The organism is Thiorhodococcus mannitoliphagus, from assembly GCF_010915725.1.
Lineage (GTDB): Bacteria > Pseudomonadota > Gammaproteobacteria > Chromatiales > Chromatiaceae > Thiorhodococcus > Thiorhodococcus mannitoliphagus.
Map to the genome: position 1 here is coordinate 23,864 of NZ_JAAIJR010000002.1, position 18,704 is coordinate 42,567.

Annotated in this window: 16 protein-coding genes and 1 other RNA gene; all 17 read left to right on the top strand. The window is 63.0% G+C overall.

Annotated features, from left to right (window positions below):
- Nucleotides 1-12 precede the first annotated feature (12 nt).
- The 17 genes from rsmI (at nucleotide 13) to ftsA (ending at nucleotide 18,552) form a co-directional block, all read left to right on the top strand.
- Nucleotides 13-891, top strand: a complete 879-nt coding sequence (rsmI, locus tag G3480_RS00750) for a 16S rRNA (cytidine(1402)-2'-O)-methyltransferase (RefSeq protein WP_164651814.1) — start codon at nucleotides 13-15, stop codon at nucleotides 889-891.
- A gap of 314 nt (nucleotides 892-1,205) precedes the next feature.
- Nucleotides 1,206-1,575: RNase P RNA component class A (rnpB, locus tag G3480_RS00755), an RNA gene on the top strand.
- Between the two features lie 300 nt (nucleotides 1,576-1,875).
- A complete protein-coding gene (mraZ, locus tag G3480_RS00760; RefSeq protein ID WP_164651746.1) occupies nucleotides 1,876-2,331 on the top strand; it encodes a division/cell wall cluster transcriptional repressor MraZ in 456 nt (151 codons plus the stop codon).
- A 109-nt stretch (nucleotides 2,332-2,440) separates the two neighbouring features.
- Complete coding sequence (gene rsmH, locus G3480_RS00765; protein ID WP_164651815.1) at nucleotides 2,441-3,379, top strand: 16S rRNA (cytosine(1402)-N(4))-methyltransferase RsmH; 939 nt, start codon at nucleotides 2,441-2,443, stop codon at nucleotides 3,377-3,379.
- The gene (gene ftsL, locus G3480_RS00770; RefSeq protein WP_164651747.1) at nucleotides 3,376-3,666 is read left to right on the top strand and encodes a cell division protein FtsL; all 291 of its coding nucleotides are present in this window, start codon (nucleotides 3,376-3,378) and stop codon (nucleotides 3,664-3,666) included. The genes rsmH and ftsL overlap by 4 nt, the downstream gene beginning before the upstream one ends.
- Nucleotides 3,653-5,416 (top strand): peptidoglycan D,D-transpeptidase FtsI family protein, encoded by a 1,764-nt coding sequence (locus tag G3480_RS00775; protein ID WP_164651748.1) that lies wholly within the window; start codon nucleotides 3,653-3,655, stop codon nucleotides 5,414-5,416. The genes ftsL and G3480_RS00775 overlap by 14 nt, the downstream gene beginning before the upstream one ends.
- Nucleotides 5,413-6,930, top strand: a complete 1,518-nt coding sequence (locus G3480_RS00780; RefSeq protein ID WP_240905500.1) for a glutamate ligase domain-containing protein — start codon at nucleotides 5,413-5,415, stop codon at nucleotides 6,928-6,930. The genes G3480_RS00775 and G3480_RS00780 overlap by 4 nt, the downstream gene beginning before the upstream one ends.
- The gene (locus G3480_RS00785; protein ID WP_164651749.1) at nucleotides 6,930-8,288 is read left to right on the top strand and encodes a UDP-N-acetylmuramoyl-tripeptide--D-alanyl-D-alanine ligase; all 1,359 of its coding nucleotides are present in this window, start codon (nucleotides 6,930-6,932) and stop codon (nucleotides 8,286-8,288) included. Before G3480_RS00780 ends, G3480_RS00785 begins: the two co-directional genes overlap by 1 nt.
- Nucleotides 8,288-9,370, top strand: a complete 1,083-nt coding sequence (gene mraY, locus G3480_RS00790) for a phospho-N-acetylmuramoyl-pentapeptide-transferase (protein WP_164651750.1) — start codon at nucleotides 8,288-8,290, stop codon at nucleotides 9,368-9,370. Before G3480_RS00785 ends, mraY begins: the two co-directional genes overlap by 1 nt.
- 18 nt (nucleotides 9,371-9,388) lie before the next feature.
- Complete coding sequence (gene murD, locus G3480_RS00795) at nucleotides 9,389-10,759, top strand: UDP-N-acetylmuramoyl-L-alanine--D-glutamate ligase (protein WP_240905501.1); 1,371 nt, start codon at nucleotides 9,389-9,391, stop codon at nucleotides 10,757-10,759.
- Entirely contained in the window at nucleotides 10,756-11,952 is a 1,197-nt protein-coding gene (gene ftsW / locus G3480_RS00800) for a putative lipid II flippase FtsW (protein ID WP_164651752.1), read from the top strand. The genes murD and ftsW overlap by 4 nt, the downstream gene beginning before the upstream one ends.
- Entirely contained in the window at nucleotides 11,937-13,061 is a 1,125-nt protein-coding gene (murG, locus tag G3480_RS00805) for an undecaprenyldiphospho-muramoylpentapeptide beta-N-acetylglucosaminyltransferase (RefSeq protein ID WP_164651753.1), read from the top strand. The genes ftsW and murG overlap by 16 nt, the downstream gene beginning before the upstream one ends.
- Entirely contained in the window at nucleotides 13,058-14,488 is a 1,431-nt protein-coding gene (murC, locus tag G3480_RS00810; RefSeq protein ID WP_164651754.1) for a UDP-N-acetylmuramate--L-alanine ligase, read from the top strand. Before murG ends, murC begins: the two co-directional genes overlap by 4 nt.
- 209 nt (nucleotides 14,489-14,697) lie before the next feature.
- Nucleotides 14,698-15,597 (top strand): UDP-N-acetylmuramate dehydrogenase, encoded by a 900-nt coding sequence (gene murB / locus G3480_RS00815; RefSeq protein WP_164651755.1) that lies wholly within the window; start codon nucleotides 14,698-14,700, stop codon nucleotides 15,595-15,597.
- Nucleotides 15,594-16,520 (top strand): D-alanine--D-alanine ligase, encoded by a 927-nt coding sequence (locus tag G3480_RS00820; protein ID WP_164651756.1) that lies wholly within the window; start codon nucleotides 15,594-15,596, stop codon nucleotides 16,518-16,520. The genes murB and G3480_RS00820 overlap by 4 nt, the downstream gene beginning before the upstream one ends.
- Before the next feature lies 1 nt (nucleotide 16,521).
- Entirely contained in the window at nucleotides 16,522-17,310 is a 789-nt protein-coding gene (locus G3480_RS00825) for a cell division protein FtsQ/DivIB (protein ID WP_338114026.1), read from the top strand.
- 6 nt (nucleotides 17,311-17,316) lie between these two features.
- Nucleotides 17,317-18,552, top strand: coding sequence for a cell division protein FtsA (gene ftsA / locus G3480_RS00830; RefSeq protein WP_164651757.1), 1,236 nt, complete (start codon nucleotides 17,317-17,319; stop codon nucleotides 18,550-18,552).
- Nucleotides 18,553-18,704: the final 152 nt, after the last annotated feature.

Sequence of the window (18,704 nt, forward strand, 5' to 3'; positions counted from 1 at the left end):
ACGGGGGAGAAGATGCTGAGCGAAGCCGGGATACTATACGTGGTCGCCACGCCGATCGGCAATCTAGGCGATATCACTGAGCGCGCGCGTAAGCTGTTGACTGAGGTTGACTTGATCGCTGCCGAAGACACGCGTGAGACGCTCAAGCTGCTCAGGCACTTCGGCATAACGGCCAAGCTTGTTGCTTACCATGATCACAACGAAGAGGCCATGGCAGCGCGGCTGGTCGGCGATCTGGAGGCCGGGCGTAGCATTGCGCTGGTGTCGGATGCCGGTACCCCCTTGATTAGCGATCCGGGCTACAGGCTGGTCGCAGCGGCGCGCGCGCATGGGCTGGCTGTGGTCCCGATTCCAGGTGTCAGTGCCCTCATCTGCGCGCTCTCCGCGTCGGGTCTCCCGAGTGATCGCTTCCTCTTTCTGGGCTTTCCTCCACGCGGCGGAAAGCAGCGTCGCGCCCTGCTCGAATCCATTGCCCATGAGCCCGGGACCCTGGGCTTCTACGAGAGCGGCAAGCGCATCATCGCGACCCTCAATGATCTTCGCGACACCCTCGGTGCCGGGCGGCGTGCTGTCATCGCGCGCGAGCTGACCAAGCGCTTCGAGACCTTTCTTAGCGGATCTGCGGGCGAGCTGATCGAGCGGTTGGAAGCGGATGCGGCTCAGCGCCTGGGCGAGATGGTGCTTCTGGTCGAGGGTCATCAAGCAGCTGTCGACTTGGATGGGCGTGTCGAATCGGAGCGGGTGCTGGGCATTCTGTGCGACGCACTGCCGTTGAGTCAGGCGGCGGCGGTTGCAGCCCGCCTGACTGGCGCCAAGAAAAATCAGCTCTACCGGCTTGGTCTCGAGCTGGGGTTGGGACAGATTCGTGAGAATGACAATCGCCTCGAGTAGGGGCCTGTCCGACTTGGGGGGATCGAAGCGAGGAAGTGGGAGAGCGAGGCCATTTCGTTCCGGTTTTGAGGCGCATAGTGGTTATATGTAACGAAAAAGCGGGGCGAAAGGGACCCTTCTCCCGATTCCGCAGCCGATTCATCCTAAGAAAGTGTCCATCAATTGTTTCCCGATGCGAGCGATGCCGCCCGAAATCCCCCCTAGCCCCCCTTTGCGAAAGGGGGGAAGTTGTTGATGGACGCTTTCTAAGTCGGACAGGCTCCTAGGGGATTACGCGAGACAGAGGCCCCTCTTCTTAGTATGATCCCCAATCAGGAGTCAGCCAGGCAGTCGCTTCTTCTCGAACGGGAAGAGGAGGAAAGTCCGGGCTCCATCGGGCAGGGTGCCAGGTAACGCCTGGGGGACGCGAGTCCACGGAAAGTGCCACAGAAAAGATACCGCCAACCCCGTCCTCGTGACGGGCGGTAAGGGTGAAATGGTGTGGTAAGAGCGCACCGCGCTGGTGGCAACATCAGTGGCAGGGTAAACCCCACCCGGAGCAAGACCAAGTAGGGGGCTTGCGGTCTCGACCGCAGCGCGCGGCCCGCGCGTGTCCCTGGGTAGGTCGCTTGAGTCGCGCGGCGACGCGCGACCTAGATGAATGACTGTCCTCGACAGAACCCGGCTTATCGGCTGACTCCTTCCTATCCCGCCGCGTTTTCTAGGCCCCTCTCGGGCCACCTCTGATTCAATATATTTTTTGTCGACTTACGGTACTTTCCTAAGCTGGCTTGTGAGCTTTTGCTCTGACCGGGCTGATTGAGCTTGTCTTTTTGCCAGCTTTCCCGTTAGGCCAACTTTGGTCTGTAAGTTGCTGACTATCAAGAATAAAGCGCGAGGATTTCTTGACGTTGGCGTAAGCTCTCTCTAACATGAGGCTCAAGTGGGGAAGAGTGGGGAGTCAGGGGGCTTTTTGCCAAAGGCGGGCGGCAGAGGGGTGCGCCGGTGTTTCGGGGGGTTTCCATTGTCAATCTGGATGCCAAGGGGCGGCTCGCGATTCCATCCAAGCATCGCGAGCGCTTGCAGGAGATGTGCGACTCCCATTTGGTCGTAACCGTCGACCGGGACCGTTGTCTGCTTCTGTATCCAGAGCCTGAGTGGGAAATCATCGAGCGCAAGTTCTCTGCGCTCCCCTCTCTCGATCCCACCGCGCGTGCGCTGCAGCGTCTCTACGTCGGGAACGCACAAGAAGTGGACGTCGACGCTCAGGGCCGAATCCTTCTGCCGCAGTATCTGCGCGAATTCGCTTCACTGGAAAAACGTGTCGCTTGTGTTGGGCAGGGCATCAAGTTCGAGCTCTGGGACGAGGACGCCTGGCATGCCCGTAACGAAGCGGCCTTGAATGATGCGGCGATTGGTGAATTGGCGCTTGAGGCGGGGCTTGGGTCTCTCACCCTCTAGCGTCGATGGACGTCTGGGGTTCGTGCCCTGCCTTATTGGTCCCTGGGTTGAGATGCGGCAAGTCTTTCCGGAAGCCTTCGGAGTGGCCCGGTTTGCTGCGAAATCATAAATAGAGAGCACTTGCTTGCAGCATCGGTCAGTTCTTCTGGAGGAAAGCGTGTCTGCCTTAGTGGTCCGTCCCAACGGAATCTATGTCGATGGCACCTTCGGCCGAGGTGGGCATAGTCGCGCCATCCTGGCGCGCTTGGGTGCTGGCGGGCGCTTGATTGGCATGGATCGGGATCCACAAGCCGTCACCCTGGGCGCTGCCCTTGAAGGGGAGGATGCGCGCTTCTCCGTCTTGCACACCTCCTTCGAGGCGATCGGTGATGTGCTGCTCAAGGCTGGTGTCCTTGGCCGGGTCAACGGGATCTTGCTGGACCTCGGGGTTTCTTCGCCTCAGCTGGATCAGCCTGAGCGTGGATTCAGCTTCAACGCCGACGGGCCCTTGGACATGCGCATGAATCCTCGAGCAGGCATGACTGCGGCGGCCTGGCTCGCATCGGCAAGTCAGGAAGAGATCGAGGTCGTGCTGCGCGATTATGGCGAAGAACGCTTCGCCAAGCGCATCGCTCGGGCGATCGTCAAGGCGAGGGCCGAGCGGCCCCTTGAGACGACATCTCAGCTTGCCGAGCTGGTATCACGTGCCATCCCGACCCGCGAGCCGGGCAAGCATCCGGCTACCCGGACGTTTCAAGCCGTGCGGATCCAGGTCAACGATGAGTTGGGCTCCTTGCGCCGCTGCCTCGATCAAGTCTGTGGGTTGTTGGATACCGCCGGGCGTTTGGTGGTCATCAGCTTCCACTCTTTGGAAGATCGCATCGTCAAACGCTTCATCCGTGACGAGGCGCGCGGGCCTCTCCTGCCGAAGGGCCTGCCTGTCCAGGCGTCGCAGACCCAAGGGCGCTTGCGGGCTCTGGGCAAGGCGCTGCGACCGGCAGCCGACGAGATTCGCAGCAATCCGAGGTCGCGGAGCGCCGTGATGCGCGTGGCGGAGAGGCTGCCATGACACGCAGCAATATCGTGACGCTCGCCGGACTCACCTGCGCCGTTCTGCTCACGGCGATTGGTGTCGTGCACACCAAGTACCTGACGAGAATCCATTTCGCTCAACTGCAGGACCTGAGGTCTCAGCGTGACGCCATTGATGTCGAATGGAATCGCTTGCGCCTCGAAGAGGCTGCTCTTTCCACGCATGCGCGCGTCGAGCGTAAGGCTCGGCGCGAGCTCGGTATGTTCGCTCCGAGGGTCGGTGACGTACTGCTGATTGAGGAGACTGGTCATGGCCACCCATAGCCGTCGCGGACGACGAGTCGCGAGTCGGAGGTCGAAGCCAAACCTGGTGCTGAGGCGCAGGGTTCTGACGGCCGCGTTGTCATTGGCCTTCGTGTCCTTGTCTGCCGGAGTCTTCTACCGCCAGATCATCGAGACCGATTTCCTCCAGGAGCAAGGTGCGCTGCGCTATCTCCGGGCCGCGGAGATCGCCGCCCGGCGCGGCATGATCACGGACCGCAATGGCGAGCCCCTGGCTGTCAGCACGCCTGTCGAGACGGTGTCGGCGAATCCAGGCAAGCTGCTCGATGATTCGGCCGCTGTTTCTGCCTTGGCGGGAGCCTTGGACATGGATGCCGAGAGGCTTCGGGCTAAGGTGATCGCCAACAAAGATCGTCAGTTCATCTATGTAAAACGCCGCGTGACCCTCAGTGAGGCGGAGGCCGTGAAGGCGGTCGTCGCTGAGCGGAAGTTGGAAGGAATCGGTTTCGAGAAGGAGTATCGCCGCTACTATCCGGGGGCCGAGTTCTTCGCGCATGTCATTGGCTTTACTGACATTGAGGATCGCGGTCAGGAAGGCATCGAGCTTGCCTATGATGACGCCCTCAAGGCTGAGCCCGGTCTCCATCATGTGATCCGTGATGGCCGCGGCCGCGTTGTCCAAGAGGTGGAGCAGATTCGGCCGCCGCGTCCGGGCACTGACTTGACCCTCAGTCTGGATCGACGCCTGCAATTCCTTGCGCATCGGGAGCTTGCGGCGGCCGTGAAGGAGCACCGCGCGAAGGCGGGCACTGCCGTGGTGCTGGACGTTGCCACCGGCGAAGTGCTCGCCATGGTCAATCAGCCGAGCTTCAATCCCAACATGGACCGCAGCGGCGGCAGTGAGCAGCGGCGAAATCGTGCCCTGACCGACGTCATGGAACCCGGCTCGACCATGAAGCCCCTGGTTGTTGCCGCAGCGCTTGAAAAGCGCCTGATCTCACCCCGCACGCCTATCGCGACCGCGCCTGGCTACTACAAGGTCGGTCGGAATACGGTGCGCGATGTCCACAACTACGGCTCGCTGGATGTCACCGGTGTCATTACCAAGTCCAGTAACGTGGGGGTCGTCAAGATCGCGCAGCGCATGGCTTACAGCGACCTTTGGCACATCTATGACCAGGTGGGATTCGGTCATCCGACCGGTGTTGGCTTTCCCGGCGAGAGCGGTGGTTTGTTGCGGCACTACAGCAACTGGCGGCCATTCGAGCATGCCACCATGGCCTTTGGCTACGGTCTCTCCGTCACGGCGCTCCAGTTGGCACAAGCCTATAGCGTGATCGCCGCAGATGGCGTCAAACGGCCTGTAACGCTCGTCAAGCGCGACGCAGCGTCCTTGGCTGCACTGAAAGGCACTTCTGTGTTGAGTCCGGCAACCGCGCGCAAGGTGCGTGCGATGATGGAGACGGTGGTGTCCGATAAGGGCACTGCGGCCAAGGCCCAGATCACCGGCTACCGGGCTGCCGGCAAGACAGGGACGGCCAAGAAAGCGGGCAAGTCGGGTTATCGCGGTCGGCGCTACCAGTCCGTATTCGCCGGTTTTGTCCCTGCCGGCCAGCCGCGCCTGGTTATGGTCGTGATGATCGACGAGCCGGGCGGCAAGTCCTACTACGGCGGCACGGTGGCAGCACCGGTTTTTCAGAAGGTGATGCAGGGGGCGTTGCGGCTCTTCAATATCCCACCGGATGATCCCATGCCTTCCATGCTGCTGGCGCATCGGGAGTCTGCCCAATGACGGCAGTGGCTCATCTCAGCCATGCCTGGAAGCTCGGCGATTTACTCGCCGGGCTGGTGGATCCTCAGATTGCGGAAGGGGATCTCGCCGACCGTCAGGTTTCCGGTCTCGCCTTTGATCGGGACGATCTCGCGCCTGGCTGGCTCTTCATCGATCGGGGCGATTCAGCTGAGTCCAGGGCGGTCGTTGCGGCCGAGGCCAAGCGCCGCGGCGCTGTCGCAATGATGGTGGATGATGCTCAAGGATGGCGTCTGGACAAGCCTAAAGAGCCGCAGGGCCGCATTGGACTGCCGGTGATTCCGGTGGCCAATTTCAGTCAAAGCCTTGTCACCATTGCAGACCGCTTTTATGGGGCGCCAAGTCTTCAGCTCGAGGTGTTCGGCGTTAGCGGTCGCCTCGGCAAGACAACGCTTTGCCACCTCGCGTCCAGAGGGTTAGAGGCCGAGCTTCCTTGCGGCGTTATCGACGCCTCCGTCGGGATCGACCTCTTCGCCGCCCATCGCCGCCTCGATGCCCTGCGTGCCCAAGGTCTACGCGCCGTCTTGGTTGAGCTTGCGCCAGATCGCTTTGCGGACGTGGGCGCTGGGGCTCTGCGGCTGAGTCACTTGCTGTTGACGCATTTGGGTCCGGGGCCTTCGGCGGGCGGACTGGCGCAATCGATCGCGCAGCGTCTTGCCTCCCCGCCAACTCCCGGTTGGGTGATCGCCAATCTCGACGACCCCGCTCAGCTCGGCCTTATAGAGTCGCTTCCGGCGTCGATCTGCGTGGCAGGCTACGCGCTTGGCTCAAAGGCGCCGCGCCCCTCGCGGTGCGACCTGCTGCTGGAGGCAGTGCGCGTCGAGACCATGCCGCGCGGCTTGCGGATTCAGGTCAGGTGCCTCGGCGGGGAAGGTGCGCAAGCGGCGGAGCTGGAGGTTGGTCTGATCGGCGAATTCAATGCGGCCAACCTGCTCGCCGTGCTGGCGCTCAAGTGCTCGCGTGGCTTGCCGCTCGAGCGTGCCGCGCAGGAGCTTGCCTCGGTCCGTGGTGTCGCAGGGCGCATGGAGTGCTTTGGCGGTGAGAACGCGCCCCTGATCGTGGTTGATTCCGCCCAGACGCCGGCCGAATTGGAGCGGGCGCTGTCGAGTCTGAGACGACACGGGTTTCGTCGCATCATGACCGTCGTCGGTTGTGACGGCAGGATGGCAGCGGATCAGCGTGCCTTGGTCGGTGGCCTTGTCGAGCGTCTCAGCGACAAGGTCATCCTCACAGACAACAATCCGCGCGGTGTTGCCGGGGAGCGCATCGTCGCCGATATCCTGGCGGGCATGACGCGGGCCGATAGGGTCAGCGTCGAGCGTCAGCGTGGACTTGCCATCCGTATCGCCGTCGCGCGAGCCGCTGTCGGCGATGCCGTCCTCATCGTCGGAAAGGGGCAGGAGAGGGTCCAGGACATGGGCGAACTCAAGGTCCATTTCAGCGATCGGGCCCAGGTGGTCGAGGCGCTTCGCGAATGGCGGGAGGGCCACCACTGATGTGGACGCTGAACCAGGCAGTCGATGCGGTGGGCGGTGCCATGCAAGGTGGCGATGCTGCCTTCACCTCTGTGGGCACGGACTCCCGCGCCGATTGCAGCGGGCAGTTGTTCATCGCGCTTCGAGGCGAGCGTTTCGATGGGCACGCCTACGTCGCTGCGGCGCAGGCTGCCGGCGCGGTCGCCGCCATGGTGGATCACGCGCTGCCCTTGGATATTCCCCAGTGGGTCGTCGCAGACACGCGCCTCGCGCTTGGGCGCTTGGCCGCGGCCTGGCGCGATCGCTTTGCCGGTAAGGTGGTGGCGATCACGGGCAGCAATGGCAAGACCACGGCCAAGGAGATGGTTGCAGCCATCCTCGCGCGCTGCGGGACGGTTCGGGCCACCAAAGGCAATCTCAATAACGACATCGGTATGCCGCTGACGCTGCTGAGTGCCCGCGGCGAAGACTACCTCGTGCTGGAGATGGGCGCGAATCATGCCGGCGAGATCGGCTATATGACAGAGATCGCCCGCCCGGATCTGGCGCTCATTACGAATGCTGGGCGCGCCCATTTGGAAGGTTTTGGCAGTGTCGAAGGGGTGGCCCATGCGAAGGGCGAGATTGCCCGAGGTCTGGATCATGAGGGTGTCTTCGTAGTCGATGGTGATTCCCGCTTCTTGCCTGTTTGGCGTGAGCTGGCGGCTGGGTGCCGGCTCGTCACCTTCGGTCTCAATGACGCGGCCAATGTCAACGCAGATCCCGCACAAGTGAGCGTTGACTGGGGTGCCGAAGGCTTTCGGAGCACCTTCATCGTGCATCGGCAAGGCGGCGACTTGCCTCTGTCCCTCCGTCTGGCCGGTCAGCACAACGTGCGTAATGCGCTTGCTGCGGTCGCGGTTGCGACCTTCCTTGGTGTCGAGGATTCCGCCATCCAGGACGGCTTGGCCGCCTTGACGCCGGTGAAAGGGCGTTTGTGCCCGCGCCCATGCGGTGGACGCGGCGTGATCGACGATACCTACAATGCCAACCCCGACTCCATTGCTGCGGCCATCGAGGTGCTGGTCGGGCTTGGCGGCCTGCGTTGGCTGGTCATTGGTGATCTTGGTGAACTCGGCGCGGACGCAGAACGGCTGCACGCAGAGATCGGGGAGCGGGCGCGTGCCGCAGGCGTGGACCGTCTTGCGAGCGTTGGGGAGCTGAGCGAGGCGACGACAAGTGCTTTTGGCGAGGGTGCCGCGCATTTCGCCGATCAGCCCGCGCTCGTCGCGCATTTGCGCGCGGAGCTGGGGCCGGCGGACTCGGTGTTGGTCAAGGGATCGCGCTTGGCGCGGATGGAGAATGTTGTAGAGGCGCTTTGCGCCGGGGTAGAAGCTTAATGCTGCTTTATCTGACCGAGTGGTTGGCCGAGACCTATAGCGGATTCGACGTCTTCCGCTATCTCACCCTGCGTGCAATCTTGGGTGTGCTCACGGCGTTGTCGATTGCTCTGCTCGTCGGCCGCCCGATGATTCGTCGGCTGCGCTCCTACAAGATTGGCCAAACCGTGCGCGACGACGGTCCGCAAAGCCATTTGTCGAAGTCGGGTACGCCAACCATGGGGGGCGCCCTGATCCTGGTCGCGGTCGGGATTGCGACCCTGCTCTGGTCCGACTTGAGCAATCACTATGTTTGGATCGTCTTGCTGACGACCCTGGGCTTCGGCCTCATCGGACTGGTCGACGACTACAAAAAGCTGGTCATGCGAGACCCGCGCGGGCTCATCGCACGCTGGAAGTACTTCTGGCAGACCGTCTTCGGTTTCGCGGCGGCCTTCGCCTTTTACAGTGTCGCCAGCTCGCCGGCCGAGACGGCTCTGCTCATTCCCTACACCAAGAATCTAGCCATTCAGCTCGGCCCCTGGTTCATCCTGCTGACCTATTTCGTCATCGTCGGGGCCAGTAACGCGGTGAATTTGACCGACGGATTGGACGGGCTGGCCATCATGCCGACGGTCCTGGTCGCTGGGGCCTTGGCGATCTTCATCTATGCGGCCGGTCATGCGCAGATCGCCAACTATCTCCTGATTCCGCACAATCCGGCGGTTGGTGAGCTGGTCATCTTCTGCGGCGCGCTCGTCGGCGCAGGTCTTGGCTTCCTCTGGTTCAACGCCTATCCGGCACAGGTCTTCATGGGGGACGTCGGCGCGCTGGCGCTCGGGGCAGCCCTTGGTGCCGTTGCGGTCGCGGCGCGTCAAGAGCTGGTGCTCTTTATCATGGGCGGCGTCTTCGTCATGGAGACGGTCTCCGTCATGCTTCAGGTGCTGTCTTTCAAGCTCACTGGTAAGCGAATCTTCCGCATGGCCCCGTTGCACCATCACTTCGAACTCAAGGGGTGGCCCGAGCCGCGCGTGATCGTGCGCTTTTGGATCGTCACCGTGATCCTGGTGCTCATTGGGCTCGCGAGCCTGAAGATTAGGTAACTGGCAATGACGCCTCCAATGAGCGCACTGCAAACGCCACCCTCTGTCGCGCCCCAAGGCAAGATCCTCGTGGTCGGCCTGGGTAAGACCGGCCTCTCGTGTCTGCGCTATTTGCAGTCCAAGGGCGTGGTCGCCGCAGTGACCGACAGTCGTGAGCGGCCGCCGGGCTTGGACACCTTGCAGACCCAGATGCCGGAGGTTGCCGCCTTCATCGGGGGGTTCGAGCCGGATGTCTTCGCCTCCGCGTCGGAGCTGGTCGTGAGTCCGGGCGTTGCGGTTGCGGAGCCTCTGATTCAGCAGGCCGTCGCGCGCGGTGTGCCGGTTGTTGGCGATGTCGAACTCTTCGCGCGCGACGCGCAGGCTCCTCTCTGCGCCATCACTGGGTCCAATGGCAAGAGCACTGTGACCTCGCTCGTGGGGCTCATGGCGCGATTGGCGGGGCGTGCTGTCGCCGTCGGCGGCAATCTCGGGGAGCCCGTCCTAGACCTTATCGATGACGCGGTTGACCTCTATGTCGTCGAACTCTCGAGCTTTCAGCTCGAGACCGCACCCGGCCTGCGGCCCGATGTCGCCGTCGTTTTGAACGTCTCGGCCGATCATCTCGACCGCTATTCCGACTTGGCCGCATACGCGGCGACCAAGGCGCAGATCTATCGCGGCGCGCGCGTGGCGGTGGTGAATCGAGATGATCCCATGGTCTCTGACATGCCCCGCGCGGCCAAGCAGGAGATCGGCTTTACGCTCGGTGAGCCAAAGCTTGGCGACTTCGGCCTGTGCGTCTTCGAGGGCGCGTCTTGGATCTGCCGTGGCGGCGAGCGCCTGATGCGGGCCGACGAGGTGCTGATCCCTGGGCGTCATAACCTTGCCAACGCCTTGGCGGCGCTTGCCCTGGCAAGCGCCAGCGGCATTCCCATGACAGCGGGCTGCGAGGCGCTCAGGCGCTTTACCGGGCTTCCCCATCGCAGCCAAGTGGTCGCGGATCACGGCGGCGTACGCTGGTACGACGATTCCAAGGGGACCAATCCCGGCGCAACCATTGCTGCGCTGGACGGCTTGGTCCCGGAGGGTGCCAGCGGTCGAGTGGTCCTCATTGCCGGTGGTGATGGCAAAGGTGCGGACTTCGCTCCCTTGCGCCCTGCGATGGCGCGCGCGGCGCGGGCTGTGGTCCTGATTGGCCGCGACGCGCCCTTGATCGAAGCTGCGATCGAGGGCACGACACGCATTGCTCGCGCAACGGATATGGCCGATGCGGTCTCTCAGGCCGCGACACTGGCCGAGCCTGGGGACGCTGTCCTCCTGTCGCCTGCATGTGCCAGCTTCGACATGTTCGACAACTATGAGCATCGTGGTCAGGTTTTCGCAGATGCCGTCAGGAGGCTGAGCGCATGACCGCCGCTGTTCGCTCGAGGAATCCCGGCAAGCGTCGGCGGGAGAACCGCGCCGCCCTGGACTATCCGTTGTTGGTGTGCGCGCTCGGACTGCTCGCCTTCGGCTTGGTGATGGTGTCCTCGGCCTCGATGTCCATTGCGGAGCGGTGTTGCGGAGACCCCTTCTTTTACACCATGCGTCACGTCATGGCGCTGACCTTGGCCCTGACGGCCGGCTTCGTGGCCTACAAGGTTCCAACGGCATGGTGGGAGCGTTATGGCTCCTGGATCTTCCTCGCGAGTATCGGCATTCTCGTCCTGGTGCTGATTCCCGGCATCGGCCGCGAGGTGAATGGCGCGATCCGCTGGATTCCGCTCGGGCCGCTGAATTTGCAGCCATCGGAGCTGGTCAAGCTCTTTGCGATCATCTATGTGGCAAGCTACATGGTGCGTCACGCGGACAAGATGACCAGTCAGATCTCGGGCTTCATCCGGCCGATGGTGCTCATCGGCATTGCTGCGGCGCTGATTCTCATGCAGCCGGACTTCGGGACGACGGCCGTCATGATCGCGACCGTGATGGCTTTGCTCTATCTGGGCGGCGCCAGCTTGATGCCCTTCGTTTTCCTCCTGGGCGTGATCGCAACGGGGCTAGTCGCCTTGGTCGTGCTGTCGCCCTACCGCTGGGCGCGGGTCACGGCCTTCCTCGATCCCTGGCAGGATCCTTATGCCTCCGGCTATCAGCTCAGCCAGGGGCTCATCGCCTTCGGTCGCGGTGAGTGGCTCGGCGTCGGGCTGGGCAACGGGATCCAGAAGCAATTCTTTCTTCCCGAGGCGCACACGGACTTTCTCGCTGCGGTGATCGGTGAAGAGCTTGGACTGCTTGGCATGATGCTCCTGATCGGGGCCTTCGCCTTCGTGACCTGGCGAGCCATCTCCATCGGGATGCGCGCGGAGGCGGTCAAGCGTCCCTTCGAGTCCTACGTCGCCCAAGGAATCGGCATTTGGCTGGGACTTCAGTCCGTCGTCAATATCGGCGTCAATGTCGGCATCCTGCCCACGAAAGGCTTGACACTGCCCTTCCTGAGCTATGGCAGCAATAGTCTGATCGTCGGCTGTATGGCGATCGCCATTCTGCTGCGGATCGACGCCTTGGTGCGTCAGCTCGAGCGCGAGGCCGGACCAAAACGGGGGCTGCGATGGGCACGCGCATAGCCATCATGGCCGGCGGGACCGGCGGTCACGTCTTTCCAGCGCTCGCGGTGGCGGAGCAACTGCGCCAGCAGGGGGCGGAGGTGTTTTGGATCGGCACGCGCGCCGGGATGGAGTCGCGGTTGGTGCCGGAGCACGGCATCGACATGGAGTGGGTGAGCATTGAGGGTGTGCGTGGCAAGGGTCTGGCGCAAGTGCTCAAGGCGCCGGCCAAGCTGCTGGCTGCGCTCTCCCAGGCGCGTGGGATCTTCCGGCGTCGGCGTCCTGATCTGGTGCTCGGCATGGGGGGCTTCGTCTCGGGTCCAGGCGGCTTGGCGGCGCGCACGCTGGGTTTGCCGCTGGTGATTCACGAGCAGAACTTCGTTCCCGGCATGACGAACCAATGGCTCGCAAGGATGGCCACGCGCGTGTTCGAGGCCTTTCCCGGTAGTTTCCCGGCCGCGCGGTGTGCCGTCGTGAGCGGTAATCCGGTGCGACAAGCCATCGCGGCGCTGCCTGCTCCGGCTGAGCGTTTTGCCGCGCGAGCGGCCCCGGCGCGTTTGCTCGTGCTGGGCGGCTCTCTGGGGGCGAAGGTCTTGAACGAGATGCTTCCGCCCGCGATTGCGGCCTTATCCGCGACGCAACGTCCGCAGATTCGTCATCAGGCTGGCGAGCGCACGCTGGAGGTGGCGAAAGCGGCCTATGCAGCTGCAGGCGTGGATGCCGAGGTCATGCCCTTCATCCGCGACATGGCAGAGGCCTACGCCTGGGCGGATTTGGTGGTCTGTCGCGCCGGTGCTCTAACGGTGTCTGAGCTGGCTGCGGCCGGGGTTGGCTCCGTGCTCGTGCCCTATCCCTTCGCGGTGGACGATCACCAAGTCGGCAACGCGCGCTATCTCACGGATGTGGATGCCGCACGTCTGGTCATTCAGCGCGATCTAACCCTGGAGGGCTTGAGGGCCCTGCTCGCCGAGTTGCTCGAGGATCGTTCGCGTCTCGTCACCATGGCCGAGGCCGCGCGGTCGCGCGCGCAGCCCGAGGCGACGGCACGAATCGCCGCTGCCTGTCTGGAGCTTGCCAAAGGCAGTGGGGCGCGTGCCAAAGAATCGCTGCAAGAGGTGCAAGACTCATGAGCGCGCACCGCCAACATACGGCGGCCAGGATGGGTCGGGTGCGCCGTCTGCACTTCGTCGGAATCGGCGGCGCAGGCATGAGCGGGATCGCCGAGCTGATGGCCAACCTGGACTATGAAGTTGCGGGCTCTGATCTGCGTGAGAGCAATGCGACGCGGCGTTTGCGAGACCTTGGGGTCGAGGTCTTCATCGGACATCGTGCCGATCAGGTGAGTGGTGCAGACGCCGTTGTGGTTTCGACCGCGATCGACGAATCCAACCCAGAGATCCAGGAGGCCCGTGCCTCCCGGATTCCGATCGTTCGTCGCGCCGAGATGCTCGCGGAGCTGATGCGGTTCTACTACGGCGTTGCGATCGCCGGCACGCACGGCAAGACGACCACGACCAGTCTGGTCGCTAGCGTGCTCGCCGAGGGCGGCTTGGACCCGACCTTCGTGATCGGTGGTCAGCTCAACAGCGCGGGCGCCAATGCCAAGCTGGGGACGACCAAGTATCTGGTGGCGGAGGCCGACGAGAGCGATGCCTCCTTCCTCTACCTCCAGCCCATGATGTCGATCTTGACCAATATCGACGCAGACCACATGGGCACTTATGAGAACGATTTCAGTCGCTTGCGCGGCTCCTTCATGGAGTTCCTTCACCACCTGCCGTTCTATGGCCTGGCGGTGCTCTGCATCGATGATGACGAGACACGCGCCCTCGTACCTCAGGTCCCCCGTCCGGTGCGGACCTATGGTACGCGGCCCGAGGCGGATGTCCGTGCCTCCAGCATCCGCCAGGTGGGTATGCAGACCTCATTCCTGGTGCATTGCGAGGATCTCGATAAGCCGCTCCCGGTGACCCTCAATCTGCCCGGTCGTCACAATGTCTTGAACGCATTGGCTGCCGTGTGCGTTGCCTTGGAACTCGGCGTTGACGGGGAGGCCATCCGGCGCGCGCTGTCGGAATTCCAGGGAGTCGGCCGACGCTTCGTTGCGACGGAGATCACGGACGCTGCGGGGCGTCGCTTACTCGTCGTCGATGATTATGGGCACCATCCGCGCGAGCTGGCGGCGACTCTGCTGGCCGCGCGCGAGGGTTGGCCTGGACGTCGGGTCGTCCTGGTGTTTCAGCCGCATCGCTACAGCCGCACGCAAGAGCAGTTCGAGGATTTTGTCGAAATCTTGTCGACGGCGGATGCGCTGGTGCTTTGCGAGGTCTATCCGGCGGGTGAGACCCCGATTACTGGCGCCGACGGGCGTGCCCTGAGTCGGGCCATTCGTACCCGAGGTGCGGTCGATCCAGTCTTCGCTCAGGAGCTTGAGGTCGTGCCAGGGCTGGTTGCGAATCTCGTTCAAGACGGCGACATCGTCATCGTCTCCGGGGCTGGAGACATCGGCGGGCTCGCCGCACGATTGCCGACGCTGCTGCAGGAGGGTGCCCGATGACCAGGCTGGTCTGCACTCATGCTGCTCGTGCGGTTGTCGAGGCATCCTTGATTCGACGCTTGTCGATGGGGTGCGGGGAGTCGCTGAGGGTCTTTAGTGGGGGCGCGACCTTGTCTGCGGCAGCGGTTCTTCAACAGCTGCGGGGCACGGCTGAGCGTCCGCAGGAGCACGCCTCCGCACAGCCTCTTGAGTCGTCTGTGAGGCGCTGAATGACGACTAGCCGCGTGAAAGACCTGAGGGGCGAACTGCTGGAGCAAGTGCCTTTGTCACGCTACACCAGCTGGCGGGTAGGTGGTCCTGCGCGGCAGCTGTATCGCCCCGCGGATCTTGAGGACCTTGCCACCTTTTTGCGTCAGCTGGATACGGCTGAGCCGCTGCTCTGGATTGGCTTGGGGAGCAATCTATTGATTGGCGATGAGGGTTTTCCGGGAACCGTCATCCTGACCCAGGGTTGCCTGACGACAATGAAGCGAGTTGACAGGGGACGCGTCTATGCAGAAGCGGGAGTGAGCTGCGCGAAGCTCGCGCGATTCGCGGCCCGCCATGATTTGGTTGGCGTGGAATTCCTGGCGGGGATTCCTGGCACCTTCGGTGGAGCGCTGGCGATGAATGCCGGTGCCTGGGGCGGAGAGACTTGGCCGCACGTGCGGCGTCTGTGGACCATTGACCGCTCGGGCACCGTCCGGGAGCGGGATGCCGCCGAGTTCTCGTCGGGCTATCGCGAGGTTTCGGGGCCGGAGGGCGAATGCTTTGTTGCCGGCGAACTCGGGCTGGCTCAGGGCGACGGAGCGGCCGGCATGGCGCGGATGCGCGCGCTGCTGGACGAGCGCGCGGAGAAGCAGCCGATCGGCTTGCCGAGCTGCGGCTCCGTATTCCGAAATCCACCCGGTGACCACGCGGCTAGGCTCATCGAGTCCCTGGGGTTGAAGGGGCATCGGATCGGTGGGGCTCAGGTCTCCGAGAAACATGCCAACTTTATTATCAACACGGGTGACGCGACCGCATCGGACATCAACGCACTCATCACCCATGTCCGCGACGCCGTGGAGCGTGGCACGGGTATTCGGTTGATCCCAGAGGTCAAGCGGGTTACGGGAGAGATTTCATGACGATAGAGACGGCTGAGCAGGCGCGGAGGCTCGGCAAGGTGGCGGTGCTGCTCGGCGGTCGTGCGGCCGAGCGTGAGGTTTCGCTCAAGAGCGGCACAGCGGTGCTCGAGGCCCTGCTACGCTGTGGTGTGAGCGCTCAGCCCCTAGATCCGGCAGAGCACGGGCTCGAAACATTGATCTCGGAAGGGTTTGACCGGGCCTTTATCGTTCTGCATGGGCGAGGCGGTGAGGACGGTCAGATTCAGGGTGCTCTCGAGACCATGGGTATCCCTTATACGGGCTCTGGGGTGATGGGGTCCGCGATCGGTATGGATAAATTCCGCACCAAGCTGGTCTGGACCGGCGCTGGTCTGCCGACGGCGGATTCTGTTGTCTTGAAAGTGCCTGAGGATTTAGCGGCGGCTGAGGCCTTGGGCTTTCCGCTTATGATCAAACCCGTCCACGAGGGGTCGAGCATCGGCATGGCGCGGGTCGAAACGGCCGACGGGCTCGAGCAGGCTTGGCGCGCGGCCGCCGAATTCGATGCCTTGGTGCTGGCCGAGCGCTGGATTCAGGGCGCTGAGTTGACCTGTGCGGTCCTCGGGCGCGAGGCCCTGCCGATGATTCGCCTCGAGACACCAAACAGTTTCTATGACTACGACGCCAAGTATCAGGCGGCGACGACGCGCTATCACTGCCCGAGCGGCCTTGATGAGTCGCTGGAACAGAAGCTCCGTCAACTGGCAGTCGATGCCTTCGAGGTCGTGGGTGCATCCGGTTGGGGGCGCGTCGATATGATGCTGGACGCATCCGACCGGCCGTACTTGTTGGAGGTCAACACGGTGCCTGGCATGACGGATCACAGTCTGGTTCCTATGGCTGCGCGTGCGGCGGGCATCGACTTCGACGCCCTTGTGATGCGGATCCTAGAAACGAGCTTGTAACGTGACTGAGCGCAAGCGCAAAGAAAAGCTCGAGAAACGCGCGTTCAGCCCTGCCCGGCTGCGCGCGGTGGTTGGGGTGCTCGCCTTCTTGGCGATGGGGGCTGCACTCTGGCTTGTCGGCGAATGGGAGCCTCGACTCTTGCCCATCCGTTTGATCGAGGTGGAGGGCGAGTTGCATCATCATTCCTCCCGTCTGCTGCAAGAGCGCCTGAGCGAGCGTCTGAGTGGGGGCATCCTGACGGCAGACCTCGAGGAGCTGCAAAGCGTCGCCGAGGACCTTCCCTGGGTAGGGCGCGCGAGTCTACAGCGGGTGTGGCCGGACACGATCAAGGTGCGCGTCGAGGAGCACCGTCCCATTGCGCGCTGGAACGCCGATGGGCTTGTGACCTCCGAGGGCGTGGTTTTTCGCCCGACCGGTGGTGCCGTTCCGGCCGGGTTGCCACTGCTGGAAGGTGATGACCAGCGCGCGCCCGATGTCACATCGCGCTATCTCAAATGGCGTGACGATCTCATGCTGGTGGGCCATCTGATTCAGACCCTGTCCGTGGATCCGCGCGGTGATTGGCGCGTCGACTTAGTGATGGGGACAGAGCTGCGGCTTGGGACCGGACCTGTTGAAGAGCGCCTCGCCCGCTTCATTGCGAGCGCGCGGCAGATCGAGGCAGCCGGGCAGCCCCAAGTCGTTGACTTGCGCTACAGCAATGGCTTCTCGGTGAAATGGACATCGCGCACGGACTCCGAGCGTCGTGCGCAAAGCGATCGCCTCGCGCGATCCGGTAATCGAGGTTGAATTTGGATGTCGCGACGAAATGACAAGAATCTGCTGGTCGGTTTGGATATCGGCACGTCGAAGATTGCCGCCCTGGTCGGCGAGCTGAAAGACGACGACCAGATCGAGATCATCGGCTTCGGCACACATCCTTCACGCGGGCTTAAGAAGGGCGTCGTCGTGGACATCGAGTCCACCGTCCAGTCGATCCAGCGCGCTGTAGAAGAGGCTGAGCTGATGGCTGGGTGCGAGATCCACTCGGTGCATGCAGGGATCGCGGGCAGCCATGTGCGTAGTCTCAACTCGCACGGCATCACGGCGATCAAGGAAGTCGAAGTCTCGCAGTCCGATGTCGACCGCGTCATCGACGCGGCGCGGGCCGTGGCCATCCCGGCCGACCAGAAGATCCTGCACATCCTCCCTCAGGAGTTCATCATTGACGAGCAGGAGGGGATTCGCGAGCCCATCGGCATGTGCGGTGTGCGTTTGGAGGCACGCGTCCACATGGTGACGGGGGCCGTGAGTGCGGCGCAGAACATCATCAAGTGCATCAGGCGCTGCGGCCTCGAAGTCGATGATTTGGTACTGGCCCAGCTCAGCTCAAGCTATTCGGTCCTCGGCGAGGACGAGAAAGAGCTTGGTGTCTGCGTGGTCGATATCGGTGGTGGAACCACGGATTTGGCGGTGTTTACGGACGGTGCCATTCGGCATACCGCGGTCATTCCGATCGCGGGCGACCAGGTCACCAACGACATTGCCGTCGCGCTGCGAACGCCGACCCAGCACGCCGAGCAGATCAAGGTGAAACATGCCTGCGCGCTGACGCAGCTCGCGGCCAACGGCGACACCATTGAGGTGCCGAGTATCGGGGATCGCCCCCCGCGCCGCCTGTCGCGTCAGACGCTGGCCGAGGTCGTCGAGCCGAGATACGAGGAGTTGCTGACGCTCCTACACAACGAACTGCGGCGCAGTGGGTTCGAGGACCTCGTTGCCGGCGGCGTCGTGCTGACCGGGGGCAGCGCCAAGATGCAGGGGCTGATCGAGCTTGCCGAAGAGGTGTTCCATATGCCGGTGAGACTGGGCGTGCCGAGTCACGTGATTGGCATGGAGGATATCGTCAATAATCCAATCCACTCAACGGGTGTGGGTTTATTGATGTATGCGCGCCAGCATCGTTTCGCGCAGCGACCTGAGCTGACTGAAAATCTGAGTTTGAAGGAAATGCTGGCGCGCTTAAAGCGCTGGTTTCAAGGGAATTTTTAAATGTAGTCAACGGCGCCTCCCATGCAAGACCTAATGGAGGGCCGATGAATCTTTTGATGCTGGAGGCGCAGTAACTGCTTCCGGTTGCCAGCAAGAGATGGGGCATCTGCTTGTGGGGTCCCATCGAAAACAGAGGTCGCTGCAAGCGGTTT

Coding starts and splice junctions, on each gene's coding strand:
- murD (WP_240905501.1), top strand. CDS start 9,389: ATGAGCGCACTGCAAACGCCACCCTCTGTCGCGCCCCAAGGCAAGATC.
- rsmI (WP_164651814.1), top strand. CDS start 13: ATGCTGAGCGAAGCCGGGATACTATACGTGGTCGCCACGCCGATCGGC.
- murB (WP_164651755.1), top strand. CDS start 14,698: ATGACGACTAGCCGCGTGAAAGACCTGAGGGGCGAACTGCTGGAGCAA.
- mraY (WP_164651750.1), top strand. CDS start 8,288: ATGCTGCTTTATCTGACCGAGTGGTTGGCCGAGACCTATAGCGGATTC.
- murG (WP_164651753.1), top strand. CDS start 11,937: ATGGGCACGCGCATAGCCATCATGGCCGGCGGGACCGGCGGTCACGTC.
- ftsA (WP_164651757.1), top strand. CDS start 17,317: ATGTCGCGACGAAATGACAAGAATCTGCTGGTCGGTTTGGATATCGGC.
- murC (WP_164651754.1), top strand. CDS start 13,058: ATGAGCGCGCACCGCCAACATACGGCGGCCAGGATGGGTCGGGTGCGC.
- G3480_RS00780 (WP_240905500.1), top strand. CDS start 5,413: ATGACGGCAGTGGCTCATCTCAGCCATGCCTGGAAGCTCGGCGATTTA.
- ftsL (WP_164651747.1), top strand. CDS start 3,376: ATGACACGCAGCAATATCGTGACGCTCGCCGGACTCACCTGCGCCGTT.
- G3480_RS00820 (WP_164651756.1), top strand. CDS start 15,594: ATGACGATAGAGACGGCTGAGCAGGCGCGGAGGCTCGGCAAGGTGGCG.
- G3480_RS00775 (WP_164651748.1), top strand. CDS start 3,653: ATGGCCACCCATAGCCGTCGCGGACGACGAGTCGCGAGTCGGAGGTCG.
- G3480_RS00785 (WP_164651749.1), top strand. CDS start 6,930: ATGTGGACGCTGAACCAGGCAGTCGATGCGGTGGGCGGTGCCATGCAA.
- ftsW (WP_164651752.1), top strand. CDS start 10,756: ATGACCGCCGCTGTTCGCTCGAGGAATCCCGGCAAGCGTCGGCGGGAG.